Source organism: Rhodopirellula islandica (assembly GCF_001027925.1).
GTDB classification, from domain to species: Bacteria; Planctomycetota; Planctomycetia; order Pirellulales; family Pirellulaceae; genus Rhodopirellula; species Rhodopirellula islandica.
Map to the genome: position 1 here is coordinate 152940 of NZ_LECT01000016.1, position 18526 is coordinate 171465.

Genomic DNA, 18526 nt, shown 5'->3' on the forward strand with positions numbered 1-18526 from the left:
AGCGCCGACGACATTTCGGATCCATTCCCACGCCAGCGATCCAAATGCCGCTCACGGCTGGTTGCGGCCGACAGCGTGATTTTGCACCAACCTGAACGATCCGCTGTCAGTTCAGCCGTTGCCCGGGTGGAAAACAATCGCTTCATGCAGAACAAGAGTCGCTTCGAGACACAGCAGACGCTCTTCCTAGGCACGACCGCGGTGAGTTGGCACACCCTTTGCCATCTTAGTCATCTCGCGGCACCAACACGATCTCCAGATCAGGCTCATCGCCGCTGCCCTGATCCTCTTAGGAAAGAACCAAAATGAACAAGACATTCTTCATGACGTTGTTGTCAGCTTCCTTGGCACTTGCAACGACCGGTTGCGACGTGGAACAAACTCGCGATGGCGAAATGCCGTCTGTCGATGTCGACGTGCAAGGTGACTCGGGGCAACTCCCTGAATACGACGTCGACGCACCCGACGTCGACATCTCAACCAAAGAAAGCAAAGTCAAAGTGCCCGACGTGGACGTCGACATGAAAGAGAAGACGATCGAAGTTCCTGATGTTGACATCGACCTTCCCGCCGACGAGTGAACCATTGACTGATCGCGTTGACATTCGTCCCACGCGACCAACGTCCCTTTCACTTTTCCTCCCGTTCACCGGAGCGCCAAAATGACAACCATTGCAAAAAACGAAAACACCGTCCTGAAAGTTCTACTCGCGATTCTGCTGCCGCCCTTGGCTGTCTACATGGACAAGGGCGTTGGGACTCAGTTCCTTCTGAACATCGTGCTGACCTTGGTCGGATTTTGGATCATCGGAATCATCCACGCCTTGATTGTCGTGCTCTAATTCCCATCGCCAGGCGTCGGAATCATCCCGATTGAATTGGGCGCTCCGGTATCATCCGCGGCACCCGAGTGCTGCGTTGCAATCGCCGCCCAATTCTTCGTCATCCCGCCTGTTGGACGCCACCTCCGCCTCGGAAAGAACTCGATGTTCGAAAAATGGATTGATATTTCCTCGACTGAGATCGCAGGGATTCTTTTGACAGCGTTCTTTGCGTACGCCGCGGTGATGGTTTACACACGCGTCACGGGCCTACGCAGCTTCTCAAAGATGTCGGCTCCTGATTTTGCGATGACCATCGCGACCGGATCCATCCTGGGTGCAACCATTTCGCAGCCATCTCCCACCTTGTTTGCAGGATCGCTGGCGCTGCTGTCCCTGTTCACGCTTCAGTGGGCCGTCGCGTTCTTCCGCCGTCGCTCGAGAAAGTTCAGCGCGTGCATCGACAACCAACCGGTTCTGTTGATGGCAGGCTCCACGATCCTTCACGAAAATCTTCATCGAGCGAATTTGACTGTAAACGATTTGATGGGAAAACTGCGAGAGTCCAACGCCTGCAGCCTCAACGATGTCCAAGCGGTTGTCTTTGAAACCACCGGTGATATTTCTGTCCTGCATTCGAAATCGAACGAACCCATTGATCCGCTCCTGTTGCAGAACGTTTACGATGCACAGCGACTGATCGCTGATTGAACCGCTCACAGCACTCGGCGTGACCGTCGGCCGATCCCCTCCAACATTGCCAGAACACTTCATTTTGCCACGAGTCGCACTCCTCGGACCACGGGACGTCAGATGCTGACCACATTCAACTCAGTCATCTATTTGCTGTTCGCTGTGCTGGCACTTGGCTCGCTTGCGCCATTGAGTTCGCATCCTCACTGGTTCATTCGTGGTTGGGACTACCCTCGCGTTCAAATTGTGTTGATTGCGATTGTCGCCGCCGTCGCATTCTTCGCGGTGAATTCCTTCGGCGCAGAACCTCCTGCCATCAGCTGGAAATCGATCACCGTTCTCGCCGTCGCCATCGCGGCTTGGCACCTGTTTCGGATCGTTCCTTACACCTTTGTTGCGCCAACCCAAGCCACCGCCTGGGATCCGCCCCAATCCAGTGGCGTCTCCGCTGAACAACGTCGATTCCGGATGCTGGTGACCAACGTGGAAATGGAAAATGGCCAGTTCGAACAATGGTCGCGGGTCGTTGAACAGACGGATGCCGACGTGGTCATCGCAGCGGAGATCGACGGGCGATGGACATCGACCCTCGAAAAGTTGAAGCCGATCTTCCCGCATCAAATCATCTACCCGCAAGACAATTGGTACGGGATGGCGATGCTGTCTCGGTTACCAATTCTCGAAAGTGAAATTCGGTTTCGAGTCCAAGACGATGTCCCTTCGATCGACGCGATGATTGAGCTTCCCAGCGGCGAAGCCATCCGCGTGATCGGAGTTCATCCGCGTCCTCCAGAACCCATCCGCGACAACGACGCGACAGCTCGCGACGCGGAGTTGGTTCTGTGGGGAAAAGAACTGGCGGAAGACGATCGTCCGATCGTGATCGGTGGCGACTTGAACGACGTTGCTTGGTCACCATCCACCCGATTGTTCTTGCGACTGAGCCAACTGCTGGATCCTCGTCGAGGCCGCGGCTTCTACAATTCCTTTCACGCCGATCACGTTTGGATGCGATTCCCGCTCGACCATGTTTTTCACTCCACCCACTTTGCGATCCGCGAACTCAAACGCATGGAGCATGTTGGTTCGGATCACTTTCCGATTCTCATCGACCTGCAATATCAACCCGTGCTGAAAGACGAGCAACGCCCTTTGGAGGAAAAGGCCAGCGATGAGGAAGAGGCCGAAGAAAAGCTGCGTCGAGCCGCTGAGTCAGAGGAGATCAACACCGTCTCGGCCTTCTTTCCCGCCCGAACGCCGTCGATCACCTGAGCCATGCGGAATCCACGAATGGCAAAGTGGATCGCCTACGGCGTGCACATGTTCACCGCGTCCGGCATCATCCCTGCCGCGTTTGCGATGCACGAGATCACGCAGCCCGACTGTGATCCGCGCTGGGTCTTTGGGTGGCTCTTGTTGACCACCCTCATCGATGCCGTCGATGGTCCGCTTGCACGCCGCTTTCACGTGAAGACGCGAGCTCCGGCAATCGACGGCAGGACGATCGATGATCTGCTGGACTACCTCACCTTCGCGTTCATTCCGCTGATGCTGGCCTGGCGAATGGGTTGGATGCCAGTCGGGTTTGGCTTCACAGTTTCCTTGGCGATGGGAGCCAGCCTGTTCGGATTCGCTCATCGCGAAGCCAAGGACGAGCGTCACGGCTTCTTTCGCGGATTCCCGTCGTACTGGAACATTGCTGTCTTCTACGCAGGAATCATGCACGCTTGGTGGGGCCCTTGGCCCGTCGCCGTGCTGCTCTGGTTGCTGGCTGGGTTGACTGTGGCACCGATCCATTTGATTTACCCCAACCAAGCACCGCGTCGTCATCGGCGTTGGTTGTTGCTGGGGTCCGCGGTCTGGAGCTTGGCCCTGCTCGCGATGCTTCCGTCCTATCCTCAACCGCCCATGTGGCTGGCGTTCCTCTCGCTCGTTTATCCCATCGTGTACGTCGCCATTTCGATCCGCCTCTGGCGTCAACGCCCTCGAGATTTACCACTGGAATCCACCCAGCAAAGTTCTTTGGCGAGCCAGTCATCTCCACCGGAAAGGTCGTGCAGTTGATCCCCCACACTCACCAGCGTTTTTCCGCGTGCTGCACCTCCCCTGAAACGGAGTTTCGGGCGGAGGTCGAGCGACGCCGTTCAGGGGTATGCAAGGAAAGGTGCCGGGTATGAGATCGCATCGTGAAGTGCCGCTCCACCGCAAAGCTCGCTGAACGCTCGCTTCCCGACCAATCCCGCTGGGGAGGTCGTGCAGTTTTTTGGTGCTGCAGGTTTTCACTCGGCGCACCTCTCCTGAAACGCAGTTTGGGGAGAGGTCGAGCGACGCCGTTCAGGCGTACGCGAGGGTGAGGGCCGAGCATGGGGAGCGGCGCGGATGGCCCTCCCCCGGTAATCTCGCTCAACGCTCGCTTTCCGACCCCTCCCGCTGCACGGGCGGGGTTCTTAAGGCATTGCAAGCACAGCATTTAAAAACTGCACGACCTCTGGGCGGGCGGGGTTCGCAAGATGTCACGAGCACCGCATTTGAAATCCGCACGACCTCTTCACGGGCGGAACTCTCGGTGGTGATGCACAGCACTTCGAAATCGCACGACACCGTCAGCGGGAGGGTCTCGGCCAGCGATGTGCTGCCGGATTTGCAATCGTTCGATCCGTTTGGCACATCTTTCGCATCGCCGGTCGCGAGCTTCCCCCACGCCCACGAGTTTATATGCCAACAACATCGCCCGACCAAACGGATCACCCCCGCCGGTGTGTGATCGCGGATGACGTTCGTGTCATCCGAGAGCAATTGGGACACTGGATGCGAGAACTGGGATACTCGGTCGTGCACGCGTCTTGTGGCGCAACGGCGCTGACGGAGTTGCGTCGCGAACCGACCGATCTGGTGATCGCAGACATCGACATGCCCCATGTCAGCGGCCTGCATCTGCTGCAAACCGTTCGATCTGACGCAGACCCGAAGGTTGCCGCCATTCCTGTGATCGTTTCAAGCAGTTTGGAAGATGGTGAAATCCATCGAATGATTGCGGTCCTCGGTGGAAACGCCTATTTGAGGAAGCCGGTCTCCAAGGAACAGGTGGTCGGCTGCGTGCGTTTCATCACTCAAAGCAACAACCCAATGCCGCCAGGCGATTGCTCGGCAGCGGCGCATTCCGTCTCGTCACGATTCCGACGGATCGCATCGGAATTCCGCGAATTCTGACAAACCACGTTGCATCATCCCACACGCGAGGTGCCAATCCATGATCTCGCGTGGTGGAACGTCCATCGCTATGACCGATCTGCCACCAACCCCCTGTCGCGAAGGAGGCGTCGCAAACGTACCTCTTCGCAAACGCCAGGTAAGATTGACAACTGCCAGTGCATTCTTACACTGCAATGGCATCCATTTTGCAGCGGTGCCTAGTCGTTCAACGCGGTCGGTTTGCAATCGGATGTCACAATTGGATGGTGATCGCACATCACGCCATCCTGTTGATCACCTGACTCACGGATCTCCGCCAGGTGCCCAACTCGCCATTGAATGAAAGGGCCCTTCGAGACGGCAACCAGTCCCTTTCAAACCATCATCCATGGCTGATACCAACTCTCCCGACGACGCCCCCATCGACTCAGAAACCGGGCGCGTCGACAGCAATCCAACCGTCCGTGCAACTCCGCAGCACGTGGTTGGGATTGGGGCCTCAGCGGGCGGCTTGGAAGCCCTTGAAAAACTGTTCGGGAAGATGCCTGTTGCCACAGGCATGTCCTTCGTCGTCGTTCAGCATTTGTCACCGGACTTCAAGAGCCACATGGATGACTTGTTACGACGAGTCACCAACATTCCGGTGGAGGTGGTCGACAACGGGGTCCAAGTCCAGCCGGACACCATCTATTTGATCCCTGCGAAAAAGGAGATGGTGATCAGCAATGGCAAGCTCCTGCTCACCGACCGAGGGATTGAAAAAGTCCTGACGCACCCCATCGATCAATTCCTAAGATCACTGGCGCAAGACGTTCGCGAACGTGCCATTGGGATCATCCTTTCCGGGACCGGCAGTGATGGGTCGCGAGGAGTCGTCGAGATCAGCAACAACCATGGCTTGGTTGTGATTCAAGATCCTGCGACTTGTAAATTTGACTCGATGCCCATGAACGCTCGCAACACGGGTCAGGTCGACCTGGAATTGGCACCGGAGCGGATGGGCGAAGCCTTGCAGCAATATCTGTTCGACGGACAGAAATCGATCACCGATCATCCCTCCAAGATGGAAGAAATCCAACGTTCCGGTTTGGAACGAGTCTTCCAGCTGCTCAAACAAAATCACGGGATTGATTTCAATCACTACAAAGTGGGAACGGTTCACCGCCGTATTCAGCGGCGAATGGACCTGCTTCATCTGGACGACCTCACTCAGTACGTCGCCCATATCAACGAACATGCCGATGAAGTGAATGAGCTGTATCGCGATTTGTTGATCGGCGTCACCAAATTCTTTCGCGATCGGGATGCGTTCGATGCCCTTGAAAATCGAGTCATCCCAGAACTGATCGAGCGTGCTGAAGACACCATCCGCATTTGGGTTTGTGGATGCGCGACCGGAGAGGAGGCCTACTCGATCGCCATGATGATGCGGGAAGGCATCGAGCGGTCGGCCCGAAATCTCGATTTCAAAATGTTCGCGACCGACCCGCATCGTGGATCCCTGCAAACGGCGGCCACCGGTTTCTATTCCGAAGCTCAACTCAACGAAATCTCTCAGGAACGACGCGATCGATTTTTCACTCGCCGAGACAACGGCTATGTGGTCAAGGATTCACTCCGAAGAAGCGTCGTCTTTGCAGCACAAAACGTGATCAACGATCCCCCCTTCACGCAGATGGACTTGGTGTCGTGCCGCAACATGCTGATCTACCTGCAGTCACCGGCACAACGCAAAACGTTGTCCCTGTTTCACTTCGCCTTGAAAGCGAACGGGATTCTGTTCTTGGGCCCTAGCGAAAGCGTCGGCGACATTGGCGATGAATTTGATGCGATCAATTCTCAATGGAAGCTTTTTCGAAAGCGTCGGGACGTTCGCCTGCCCATCGAACTGCGGATGCCGCTGACCAACCAATCGCTCCCAAGGATGACCGCCAGCCCGCCAACAACCGTCGTCGCCCCTTCGACACGACGCGGCGACAACCTGCTCGAGATCTACAACGTTCTGTTGGCCGACAAGATGCCCCCGAGCGTGGTGATCGACACAGACTACCGAATCATTCACACCTTCCCAGGAATGAACCAGTACTTGCGGGTCCCAGATGGAACCCCATCGGACAACGTTCTGCACATGGTCTCCAAGGAATTGCGAGCCTCCATCGGCGCCGCGGTGACCCAGGCCGTCAAGCAGAACAAAGCCGTCCATTACCACGGCATTCCGTCGCCCATCGACGGCCCCAATTGGGTGCTGGACTTGATCGTCCAGCCCTACCAAATCCCCAAATCGGCCGAGACTTGCATCCTTGTCCAATTCAAGTCTTCCGAGATCCAAAGCGTCGTCCGTGAAGCCGCGACGGATTCGACCGGCGAAGATTCTGCCACCGAAACCATGTTGGACTTTTCGTCGGCGGCTCACGCGCGAATTGAGGACCTGGAACAAGAACTCAATTTCAACCGCCAGAACCTTCAGGCCACGATCGAAGAACTCGAAACCTCCAACGAGGAACTCCAAGCGACCAACGAAGAAATGGTCGCCAGCAATGAAGAACTGCAGAGCACCAACGAGGAACTGCAAAGCGTCAACGAAGAGCTTTACAGCGTCAACGCCGAACTTCAAATCCGCGTCAATGAACTGAACGAAGCCAACGCGGACATGGTCAACCTCTTGGCGACCACGCGTGTTGGAGTGGTGTTCTTGGACAGTGAACTTCGCATTCGACGCGTCACCCCCGAAATTTCGCGTTTGTTGTCCATCGAACAGGATGACGCCGGCCGATTGTTCGAGTCGTTCATTCACCCCATTGATGACAAACAATTCCTGGAACGTATTCAAACCGTTCGTGACAACCGCATCGAAATCGAATGGGAGGTCACCTGCCGCGAGTCGTCCTACCTGGTCCGAGCGCTGCCCTACCTTCGCAATCACGAAGCCAGCGGTGTCGTGCTCGCCTTCATTGACGTCAACGTTCTTCGAAAAGCCGAACTGGACGTCCTGAAGTTTAAATTCATGGCGGATGAGAACATCGATGCACTGGTGTTGCTCGACCAAAACGGAAAGATCAGCTACGCCAATCGCAAGATGTGCGAGCAACTGGGGTACGCCCAAGAGGAATTGTCTGGGCAATTGTTCTCCCGTTTCAAATCGGAGATGGACCCGCAAACCTACGACGAACGACTCCAGAAATCGCACGAGAACCGCGGGGACGTCTTTGAATCCTGGCACCGCCGAAAGGATGCCACCGAGTTCCCCGTCGAGATTGCATTGACGCCCGTCACCTTGCAGAACAGACCGTGCCTGTTCGCATCGATTCGCGACATTTCGCTTCGCAAATCACACGAGGCTCAGATGCGGTTGCTCAGCAAGGCGATTGAATCCGCTGCCAATGGAATTGTGATCACGGATTGCTCGCAAAGCGACCACCCCATCATGTTCGTCAATCAAGGATTCATGGACATGACCGGATTTTCCGAGCAGGAAATCCTGGGGCACAATTGCCGCTTCTTACAAGGCCATGGTACCGATCCTGAAACGATTCAATCGATTCACCGGGCCTTGGATCGCGGTGAGTCTGTCCGAGAGCTGATCAAGAACTATCGCAAAGACGGGGAGCCGTTCTGGAACGACCTCTACATCACTCCGGTGCACAATGAACACGACCAACTGACACATTTTGTTGGCGTTCAAAACGATGTGACCGAACGCATTGAATCGGCCAGACAAACGGAAACCAATGAACGAACGATTCGTCTTTTGATGGATTCAACCGCCGAAGGCATCTTCGGCCTGGACGTCGATGGCACCTGCACCTTCAGCAATGAAAAGGCGGCCCGCATGCTGGGCTACCGTTGCGGCAGCGAAATCATTGGTCTCGAGCTGGCTGACTTGGCAAAGCCTTGTGACGCGGAAGGGCACCCAGTCGAGCGACAGCAATTGCAAATTCTCAGTGCGATCCACAACGGCGAAGCGCTCAATCGCTACGACGAACGCTTCTGCCGCCAAGATGGCGGCAGTTTCCCGGTGGAATATTGGTGTCACCCGATTCACGAGGACGACAAAATCATCGGTGCGGTGGTGACCTTTGTGGACATCGAAGATCGCCTGCGTGTCGAGACCGAGTTGCGGGAAGCCAAACTGGCGGCGGACGCCGCGAACGATGCCAAAAGTCATTTCCTGGCCAACATGAGCCACGAACTCCGCACGCCGCTGTCCGCGATGCTTGGGTTCACAAAAATTCTGCAGGAAGACCCCGACGAAAGCACCATCCAAGAATACTTGGCCACCATCCAACGCAACGGCGACTACTTGCTGCGACTGCTCGGGGATGTGCTCGATCTCTCTCGCATCGAAGCCAACAAATTCACCACCGCCAACAACAGTGTTTCTCTGGGCGAACTATTGGGGGACATCTTCGAAACCATGAAGATGCGGACTCAAGACTACGAGAACACACTGCACTTCGATGTCAGCGAACCGCTGCCACAAACCATCACCACCGACTCCGCCCGTTTTCGTCAGATCATGATCAACCTGATCGCCAATGCCATCAAGTTTGCTCCCAAAGGACGCGTTGACGTGATCGTCCGGTCCGAAGGCGACGAGGGTCAGACCTACTTGTTGCTGAAGGTGGTCGACAACGGCATCGGCATTGCCGACGAAAAACTGCGAACGCTGTTTCAACCCTTCGTGCAAGCCGATGCGACGATTTCCAATCGTTTCGGTGGCACCGGACTGGGGCTCAGCATCACCAAACGCCTCGTCAACGCGCTGGGCGGGACGATCCAGGTCAACAGCACCGAAGGGGAGGGCAGCGAGTTCGCCATCCGATTGCCGGTGGATCCAATCGGTCCCATGAGCCACCTGACGATCCAATTGAGCGATGAAAAGGACAACGACAACCTGAAGACGACGATTGACCAAGACATCCAACTCAACTCGCGAATCTTGATCGCCGACGACATGCGAGACGTTCGATTCGTGGCCCAGCACTTCCTCAAAAAGGCGGGCTGTGAAGTCGAGGTCGCCGAAAACGGACGGCAAGCCGTGGACATGATTGTCGCGGCGATCGCCAACGGTTCACCATTCGAGCTTTGTTTGATGGACATGCAAATGCCCGAACTGGATGGACTGGGCGCAGTCCGAGAACTTCGTAACCGAGGGATCGAAATGCCGGTGATCGCACTGACCGCTGACGCGATGAAAGGCACCCGCCGGCGACTGATCAGCGAGGGCTTTGACGAATACCTGAGCAAGCCGTTGAAGGTGAACCGATTGCTTCGAATCGCCAAGGGATTGCTGGACGGCTGAGCGTGGCGCCGGATTTGCTCCCTTGGAGAGCTTTCAACCACTCCGTCCTCACCACGCATTCATGCCCCGATCAGCTCCACCTCCAATCCATGACTCACTTCGCCACTGGCTGACCCGCACCGCAGCGATGGCGGACGATGTGGCGGACTCAGCCATCCGCCGTATCCGCCACCGCTGGGGACAAGGCGTCACCCCACAAATCCAGGCCTACACCGGTTTCGCGACCGCCGAAACCATCCATCTTCGCGGACGAATTCTCGCCAACCCACCCCTGAACCCGGACTTTCACAACGACCGGTGGTGGCAAAACCTGAAGCATTCCTGGCGTCGATTCGCGAGCGATGAAGTTCCCGGCGTCAGGCTGGAAGGTTTCTTCGCGGGCTCCACCAGTCGCACCATCAGCGATTCGGAAGGCTACTTCCAACTCGATCTGCCACGAAAGGATTGCGAGACCACGTCCGAATTCTGGTCGCTGGCGCATCTTGCAATTGTGGATGACGAACGCATCTCGCCCTTTGATTCACTCACCACCTGCGACGTCCTTCAAACTCCGGTCGAGGCCAAGTACGCCGTCGTCAGCGATGTCGACGACACCATCCTTCGAACGGGAGCCACGGACATCGCCACGATGGCCAAGCTGACATTTTTCGGAAACGCGCGAACGCGTGCTCCGTTGGAAGGGGTCGCCTCTCTCTACGAGTGGATGCAACATGACGGGACCCCATTTGGACCGCCTTTGAACCCCATCTTTTACGTCTCGTCATCGCCATGGAACCTGTCCGATCTGCTGGAAGATTTTCTTCAGAACAATGCGATCCCCCAAGGCCCCCTGTTCCTCCGCGACCTCGGGATTGATGAGGACAAATTCATCAAGCAAGGTCATGATCGCAAGCTCGAACAAACGCGTTTCTTGATGAACGCCTTCCCCGATCTCCCATTCGTGTTGGTCGGGGATTCAGGCCAAGAGGATGCACGCTTGTACGCGACCGCGGCGGCCGAGTTTGGCGACCGCATCCAGGCCATTTTCATTCGCGACATCGATCCGGGTGCGTTCAGCAACCATGATGAAACAGTCGATCGCTTCGCCAGACAAAGCCTCGCATCAGGCGTCCCGATGCACCTGGTGAAAGACAGCATCGAGGTCAGCGTCATCGCGGAACGCCTTGGCCTGCTGTCCAAGGCAGCGCTGCCTGCCATCGCTGCGGCAACCAAGCGCGATCAAAATCGCAAAGACGGACTGCTTTGAACAGGCGTGCGGGAGCTTTCGGGAATGTGAGCCGTTTGGCGAACGCCACGATTCCGACGCACAAGCGTGGCGAAGCATCGCGTGATGCACAACGGGCGAATTCTCCGTGGACAATTCAACCAGGTCTCGATTGCCCACCAGTGAAAACGATATCCCGTGAGGGATCTTAGACGGCATCCGTAGGTCGCCTAGCACACCTGCGGATCGAGGGAAGGCACCGTCGCGTTTCGCCTCCGAAGCGGCGTCACAGAATTCAACCTGGCCGATGCACGACCACCGTCGGGGGCGGCCGGGGAGTCCTTCCACGCGTCTCCGGCGGTGTTGGCTCCGCTCGACCGCCGGCTACTTGCTACAGAGCCTCCGGAAAAAAGAGGCAAACTCTGTGAACGGCAAACTCATCGATCGAAAGATTCATCGATTGGAATCACGCCGGGCTGCGATCGCCCTCACGTTTGATTTGCTCCACCACGCGAACCGCCTTGGATTCAGGTTGGATGCCATCTCCATAGCGAACCGCATAGACCTGCGTGGCCTCTGCCCCCAGCAACACAATCATTGCGGTGTAGTAGACCCAAACCAACAACACGGCCAGCGACGCTGCCGCGGCCCCGAGTTGGGCCCCCGGTTCACTCATCGAGAAATACAGTTGCATCGCGTACCGCCCAATCAAGAACAGAAGGGTCGTGAGCGCCGCGCCGACCGCCACATCACGCCACTTGGTGACCGCGTCCGGCATGAATTTAAAAATGGATGCAAAGATCACGAACACCACCACCGCCTGCACTCCAAAATTCGCGAGGTGCGCCACCGTTTCGGACATCCCGATCCAGCTGCCGACCTGGTCCCCCAAAGCAGTCAAAACCGAAGAAACAACCAGCGAAACCAGCATCAAAAAACCCAGCCCCAGGATCATTCCAAAGGACAAGAATCGCTTGGCGAGCATGTCCTTGATGCCACTGGTTTCTGGATCCGGTTTGACCTCCCAAACCTGGTTCAGCGCCCCCTGCAATGCCGAGACGACTCCCGTTGCCCCCACCAAAATCCCAGCAAAACTGAGCAGGGTTTTCCACCACTTCCCTGAGGCTTGCTCGTGGTTGTTCATGATCGTTTCAATCTGGTCCACCGCTGCGGGATTGCCGATCATCTGCGAGGCTTGTGATTGCAAAATGCCTTGAGCCTTGTCGGTCGCCTGTTCGCTGTCGTACATCACCGACAGACCAAACGTCAGCAGGGTCAACATCAGATACAACAGCGGTGGCAGAGCAAACGCGGTGTAGTACGCCAAAGCCGCCGCCAACGTGCTGCAGCGATCCTTTGAAAATTCCGAAAACGTCTGCTTGAGAAAACCCACAACTCCACCGCTTGATTGAAAGGAACACAACTGTGTGCTTTCCTCTCATGAGCAATCGATGTGCCGATTGGCTGCTAAGCAGGTAGGCAGGTGTCATCGGGTATGTGAGCCGCTTGGCGTTAGCCACGGTTCCCACGCACAACCGGGGCTAACGCTGGGCTGTTCAATCGTTGGTGTTGACACAGCGTTTTCGTGGACAGTTTCTTGCCTGTTACCTCTCCCCCGACGAAGCTGAGGGAGAGGTGTCTTGTCGATGCGAGACAGGAACTTGCGCACACCAGAAGCGCTGCACCCCCAAAGATTGAACAGCCCAGGCGAACGCCAAAACGGCTCACTCATTTAGACCCAACCATTCCTGCGTCCCTGCTTAGACGAATCGGTTGCCGATCCGTACCGACGCTCAAGCGTTCTCGCGAAGTTCTGGAAACACGTCCAGGTCCAAATCTTTTCGTTTGATGACGGCCGCAATCCGAGTCAGAAAATCGCTTTTCAAGTTCGCGACCTGTTGCTGCGTCAAATGCAGCTTTTCCGCCACTTCGCGATTGCCTCGTCCCAGCACAAACAACAGCTCAATCGCTTTGAGCTTTTCAAAGTTGCCACGCGATTGCCAATTCACAATTTGCTCTTGGACGACTTCTCTCACCAGGTGCTGCTCCAGTTCGCGACGCTCCGCGCTTCGACAAATCGAACTCGCCAAACGAACTCCGCTGGCTTCCACGTTGTCACCACTGCCCGATCCTGATGAACTGCCTCGCCCCAGCAACGGCAACTCCGGACGGCGACCGCTCTGCCGCAAATGATCAGTCAACTTGTAACTGCAAATCGAGAACAGATAGCTCTCCAGCTTTCGCCGCGAATCGTAGTTGGGCAGTGAAACCAGAAACCCAACAAACGTTTCTTGCACCACATCTTCGCTGGTCGCCATGTCCCCCAGACGCCGGCGAGCAAACGCCAGCAGGCGCCCCTCATACCGGTCGATCAATTGTTGCCACGCCTGCTGGTCCCCCTCACGAATCGAACCGATCAGCCGAATTTCCTCTTCGCGGTCGGGATCGTTGTCGGCGGACGGGGAATCAGCAGATGCATTCATGACCACAGGTTAACGGCAATTCGCAAATGCGTCGATCAACCCAACTTTTGCACCTACGAAACACATTCCCTGAAATGTAAAATCGGGCCCATGAATGAATCCACCTCCACACCCGACTGGAAAGATCGTCACTGCGTGCCCTGCGAGGGCGGGATCGATCGTGTCTCTGCCGAATCCGCTCAGCGATACTTGACCGATCTGCCGGACTGGTCGCTGGAAAATGACGGGCTGCAAATCGCCCGCCAACTCAACACCGGGGACTTTCGCACGGCGGTTCGGCACCTCAATGCCATTGCGGACTTGGCCGAATCAGAACAACACCACCCGGACCTGCATTTGACTGGGTATCGCCACCTGCGCGTGGTCCTGACCACACATGCCATCGGTGGACTCAGTGAAAACGACTTTGTCATGGCGGCTCGCATCGACCAAATCCTCTCATGATTGTGTCCCACGACCGCGCCCTGGCGCTGCTGGACGAGTGCAACGGCGATGATCTCTGGAGCGTCGCACACTGCCAACTCCGCCGGGTCCCCCAAGCCTGGATCGACGAGCTGGCCGATGCCTTCGAAACCAGCTACCGCTTTCGCGATCAAACGATCTCCGTCCCCGATCCCGAATCCGGGCGCCGTGTCGTCAACCAATATCATGGGGTTCGCGACGTCGACCTGGCGATCAAACTCGGGCAACAACTGGGCGTCCAAGTGGACTCGATTCGAGCGATTTCACTGACTCGCCAAGCCCTCGTGCGGAACATCAAAGAGGCGGTGTTCGAGGGCTGAATCCGTCTGTCGCACGACTTTTCCTGCCCATCACGCAATTCTTTCGGACTTGTTGCCCACCTCCCGATTGCTGTATAGGCATGTTCGCAAGCGGTCCCATGGGCCGCACACGAACAATGCCCGTCTTTTCAATTGCGACCCGCCATGGCTCAAGCAACCCTCCCGGGAACTCTCCCTTTCTACCTTCGCTCGCGAATCGTTCGCGGACTCGCCTCCGCCTGCCTGTTCGCTGTCGGTTCCGCCGCGCTCAGCGATCACGTTCACGCTCAAGGTGGTTTCGCTCTCCCGTCCAATTCAGTGGCTCGAGGACCTTCGACCTCAGAAGCACAGGCTGCCCCGCAAGGCTTCACGCCACGAGCCGCGGGACCAACCGCAGCCAACACGCCTCCTAGCCTCCAAACTCCCCCCCAAACAACCGCCAATCGCAACGCATTGCCAGCGGGCGCCTCCGGCGGGCAGCTCTCCCAAGGCGGCCAACTGCCTCGCGAAGCCGGCCAAGAACACCGGGTTTACGACCTCAGCCCCTACACCGGCTACCTGACCAAACACGACCGGCCTCACCAAGCCGTTGTTGACTGGATCGTTCGAGAAACTGGGACCGACGTCTGGCACACCGAACCGTTTGGTTTCATGAGCGCCGACCGAGACCAACTGAACGTCTACCACACCAACGAAATGCACCAAGTCATCGGCGGCATCGTCGAGCGCTTCGTGGCGGGCGACAAAGAACCGCAAGTCATGAACCTGCGACTGATGACGGTTGGCAACCCCAACTGGCGCAGCAACGCTCACATGCTGATGCAACACGTCAATGTGCAATCCCCAGGCCTGCAAGCCTGGTTGCTGACCAAAGAAAACGCTGCCTTGGTCATGAACATGCTTCGCTCTCGAACGGATGTTCGCGAAGTCCAAGCCGTGGATTTGATCACCAACAACGGTCAAACCGAAAAACTCGCCAGCACACGCGGACGCAACTACGTCCTGAACGTCAAACCATCGCCCGCCAACTGGCCACCGTACGAACCCGAGACCGGCGAGATCCAAGAAGGATTTCAAATCGAAGTCAGCCCGCTGCTCAGCGTCGACGGACGCACGCTGGACTGCGTGATCAACGCCAACATCGATCAAGTCGACAAGTTCGTGCCCGTTGAGCTCGACCTGCCGCTTCCCAACAACCAGGTCCACCGGACGAAAATCGAAGTCCCTCAACTGGTCAGCTGGCGTTTGCACGAACGTTTCCGTTGGCCATCGGACATGGTCCTGCTGCTTTCCTGCGGTGTTGTGGCCAGCCCCGAACGCCCGCAATCCAGCGTGCCACTGTTCAATTTCAGCTCGATCACGGGAACCACCGCCGGCCGATCTGACGCCTTGATGTTTGTCGAATTTCGCGGGCGTGCCTCCGACAACCTGACCACCACGCCTCTGGTGCCACAAATCGGATCTCGCGTTTCAGCTCCCAATCGCGGCCGATATTGATTCGCATGCAATCGCAGCACCCTCGCCCCGGCATTCGTCGACCCGACACCCCTCGGCCGGGGAAACAACCATCTCACCAGCCCACTCTCACCCGCGTTTTGCGGGTCCGCAGTGGGCTCTGACGTTCCCGGTCACAGTCCGGCTCCCGCTTCGCGAGCGGATTTGCTATCTTCGCCGGCCCTCCAAGTCCACCTTTCCTGCTTCGTTTCCATCCGGTCAGACGTGACTGGGTACGAACCAATCCCGTTAGCCATCGTCCATGCCAGCTACCTCCGCCCAACGCGTCGTGATCACCGGCATCGGCGTGATCAGTCCGCTCGGTAACACTCCCGAAGATCTGCTCAACGGTTTGCGAGAAGGCCAGAGCGGCATCGCTCCGTTCACCCAGATCCCAACCGATGCCTTGCCCATCAGCAACGGCGCCGAAGCCAGTGCCTTCACGGGCCACATCAGCGATTACGGGCCGCTGGAAAAAACGCTCCAACGAACGATTCGCAAAGGCAGCAAAGTGATGTGCCGCGAAATCGAAATGGGCGTTGCGGCAGCCCAGCTGGCACTGCATCACGGCGGCCACAACCCAGACGACTTCAATCGCGATCGCACCGGCGTCGTCTACGGCTGCGACTACATCATGTCCTTGCCCGAAGAATACGCCGAAGGAATCGCAGCCTGCACGACCGATGGCGAATTCGACTTCACCAAATGGGGCGACCTGGGCCTGCCCAAAGTCAACCCGCTGTGGTTGCTGAAGTACCTGCCCAACATGCCCGCCTCGCACATCGCGATCTACAACGACCTTCGCGGCCCCAACAACTCGATCACGCTTCGCGAAGCGTCGGCTGGTGCAGCTTTGTCCGAAGCCGTCTCCACCATCTCACGTGGCCACGCCGACGCCTTGGTGGTCGGTGCCACCGGGTCTCGCGTTCACACACTGCGAACGCTGCACGCGTCCATGCAAGAGAAATTGGCCGCGGACACGGAAGACCCCAGCCGCATGTCACGCCCGTTCGACACCAGCCGTGACGGCAGCGTCGTCGGCGAAGGCGCTGGCGCATTCCTGTGTGAATCGTTGGAACACGCTGAAAAACGCGGTGCGACCATCTACGGCGAAGTCATCGCTTGCAGCTCCAGCGCCGTTGGCCCCGCCGCAGGCGACCAACCGATGCGAAAAGGATTTGCCAACGTGCTTCGCGGAGTCCTCCAAGCCGGCCGCCAGAACGGGTTCGCACCTGCGGAAGGCAAAGTTGACGTGGGACACATCCATGCTCACGGACTCTCCGATGTCGACACCGACATCTGCGAAGCAGGTGCGATCGCCGACGTGTTTGGATTCCCCGGCGATCAACCGCCGGTGACCACCGCCAAAGGCCACCTCGGCAACATCGGTGCCGGCAGCGGCATGGTCGAAATGATCGCCAGCCTGCAAAGCCTCAGCAGCGAGCTGTTCCCAATCCGCAACCTGAACGAACTCGACCCCAACTGCCTGATCGCAGCGGTCACGTCCAACGACCAACCCGCCGGGACCAACTTCATCAACCTCAACATCACGCCGCAGGGACAAACCTCCGCGGTCTGGATCTCAAAGCCGCGTTAGAGCTTCTAGCTTCTAGCAGGCTGTCAGGACTTGTTTTTAAGGTAGTGGACGAGGCCACGAGTCCTGAACTGGCGTCAAATCCAAGGACTCGTGGCCTCGTCCACTACGGTCGACCCTCACTGTTAGCTTCTAGCTTCTAGCTCGTGCTCGCCGTACGATGGCCTTCCAAGGCCGTCGAAATGCCCCCCGAAGCGTCAAGCCTTATCGATTGAGTCATCAACGCAAGTAGGATGGGCACTCTTGCCTTTTTATACCCCACATCTCGAAACACCAAAGATTAGTGTCCGATCAGAGTGGATTAGTGTTCCGCCAGAGCGGCCAAGGGAACACTCATCTCCGCTGATCGAACACGAAGCAGGTCGGCAGGAATGATCAAGCACAATCATGTGAGCCGTTTGGGCGTTAGCCCCGGTTGTGCGTGAAAACCGTGGCTAACGCCAACGGCTCACATACCCGATGACACCTGCGTACCTGCTTAATGGTTCTTGGGCAAGGGATGTTTGGCTTCAAAACGCCTGTATTTACAACGCAAACGGCACCCAGAAAATGTGGGGTACAAAAAGGCAAGAGTGCCCATCCTACCGGCGTTCAAACCTCGTGGACGACTCAATCGACAAGCTGCAACGGGAGGGGTCGGAAATCGAGCGTTCAGCGAGATTGCCGGGAGAGCGGCATCACGCGCCGCTTCTCATACCCGGCCCCCTCCCTCGCGTATGCCTGAACGGAGCCCCCCCCCAAAACTTCGTTTCGGGAGAGGTTCTCAAAGGCAGAAACCCGCCAAAACGCAGCATCTGAAAACGGCACGGCCTCCCACCAGGGAGATTGCTTTCGCCTGCCAATGAGCCGGCAAGGTTTACCAGACCGGAACAGGCGATTGGACCGGCAGCCCTTGCTTCACCGGACCGACCGTCACGACCGAATCGTCAGTGCAAATCGGTGCAGAATCAGCCGATCGATCAGCAACAGCGGAGGTCATCTC

General features: G+C 57.2%; 14 protein-coding genes. 12 read left to right on the forward strand and 2 right to left on the reverse strand.

All coding sequences use genetic code 11. The annotated features are described in order from the left end of the window. Positions 1 to 305 precede the first annotated feature (305 nt). From RISK_RS07655 to RISK_RS07690, 8 genes are all read left to right on the forward strand, one after another. Positions 306 to 581 (forward strand): hypothetical protein, encoded by a 276-nt coding sequence (locus RISK_RS07655; protein ID WP_047813676.1) that lies wholly within the window; start codon positions 306 to 308, stop codon positions 579 to 581. Between the two features lie 81 nt (positions 582 to 662). Then, the gene (locus RISK_RS07660; RefSeq protein ID WP_047813677.1) at positions 663 to 842 is read left to right on the forward strand and encodes a YqaE/Pmp3 family membrane protein; all 180 of its coding nucleotides are present in this window, start codon (positions 663 to 665) and stop codon (positions 840 to 842) included. A 144-nt stretch (positions 843 to 986) separates the two neighbouring features. Continuing rightward, positions 987 to 1532, forward strand: a complete 546-nt coding sequence (locus tag RISK_RS07665; protein ID WP_047813678.1) for a DUF421 domain-containing protein — start codon at positions 987 to 989, stop codon at positions 1530 to 1532. A gap of 102 nt (positions 1533 to 1634) precedes the next feature. Then, the gene (locus RISK_RS07670) at positions 1635 to 2786 is read left to right on the forward strand and encodes an endonuclease/exonuclease/phosphatase family protein (RefSeq protein WP_047813679.1); all 1152 of its coding nucleotides are present in this window, start codon (positions 1635 to 1637) and stop codon (positions 2784 to 2786) included. Between the two features lie 18 nt (positions 2787 to 2804). Next, positions 2805 to 3578, forward strand: coding sequence for a CDP-alcohol phosphatidyltransferase family protein (locus RISK_RS07675; RefSeq protein ID WP_047813829.1), 774 nt, complete (start codon positions 2805 to 2807; stop codon positions 3576 to 3578). Between the two features lie 651 nt (positions 3579 to 4229). Continuing rightward, entirely contained in the window at positions 4230 to 4724 is a 495-nt protein-coding gene (locus tag RISK_RS07680) for a response regulator (RefSeq protein ID WP_047813680.1), read from the forward strand. Positions 4725 to 5094: 370 nt separating this feature from the next. Beyond that, positions 5095 to 10008 carry a chemotaxis protein CheB gene (locus RISK_RS07685; RefSeq protein WP_047813681.1) on the forward strand — a complete coding sequence of 1638 codons (4914 nt, stop codon included), beginning with the start codon at positions 5095 to 5097 and terminating at the stop codon, positions 10006 to 10008. A gap of 61 nt (positions 10009 to 10069) precedes the next feature. Further along, a complete protein-coding gene (locus RISK_RS07690; protein ID WP_047813682.1) occupies positions 10070 to 11254 on the forward strand; it encodes an App1 family protein in 1185 nt (394 codons plus the stop codon). A 424-nt stretch (positions 11255 to 11678) separates the two neighbouring features. On the opposite strand, the gene RISK_RS07695 is transcribed toward RISK_RS07690, so the two are convergent. After that, the gene (locus RISK_RS07695; RefSeq protein ID WP_047813683.1) at positions 11679 to 12605 is read right to left on the reverse strand and encodes a YihY/virulence factor BrkB family protein; all 927 of its coding nucleotides are present in this window, start codon (positions 12603 to 12605) and stop codon (positions 11679 to 11681) included. A gap of 400 nt (positions 12606 to 13005) precedes the next feature. Continuing rightward, positions 13006 to 13695 carry an RNA polymerase sigma factor gene (locus tag RISK_RS07700; protein ID WP_047813684.1) on the reverse strand — a complete coding sequence of 230 codons (690 nt, stop codon included), beginning with the start codon at positions 13693 to 13695 and terminating at the stop codon, positions 13006 to 13008. Positions 13696 to 13785: 90 nt separating this feature from the next. Between RISK_RS07700 and RISK_RS07705 the strand changes: the two genes are divergently transcribed. The 4 genes from RISK_RS07705 to RISK_RS07720 all read left to right on the forward strand — a co-directional run bounded on the left by RISK_RS07705 (position 13786) and on the right by RISK_RS07720 (position 17547). Next, the gene (locus RISK_RS07705; protein ID WP_047813685.1) at positions 13786 to 14139 is read left to right on the forward strand and encodes a 4a-hydroxytetrahydrobiopterin dehydratase; all 354 of its coding nucleotides are present in this window, start codon (positions 13786 to 13788) and stop codon (positions 14137 to 14139) included. Beyond that, entirely contained in the window at positions 14136 to 14477 is a 342-nt protein-coding gene (locus RISK_RS07710; RefSeq protein ID WP_047813686.1) for a hypothetical protein, read from the forward strand. Before RISK_RS07705 ends, RISK_RS07710 begins: the two co-directional genes overlap by 4 nt. A gap of 144 nt (positions 14478 to 14621) precedes the next feature. After that, complete coding sequence (locus tag RISK_RS07715; RefSeq protein WP_047813687.1) at positions 14622 to 15953, forward strand: hypothetical protein; 1332 nt, start codon at positions 14622 to 14624, stop codon at positions 15951 to 15953. Between the two features lie 259 nt (positions 15954 to 16212). Further along, positions 16213 to 17547 (forward strand): beta-ketoacyl-[acyl-carrier-protein] synthase family protein, encoded by a 1335-nt coding sequence (locus RISK_RS07720; protein ID WP_047813688.1) that lies wholly within the window; start codon positions 16213 to 16215, stop codon positions 17545 to 17547. Positions 17548 to 18526 lie beyond the last annotated feature (979 nt).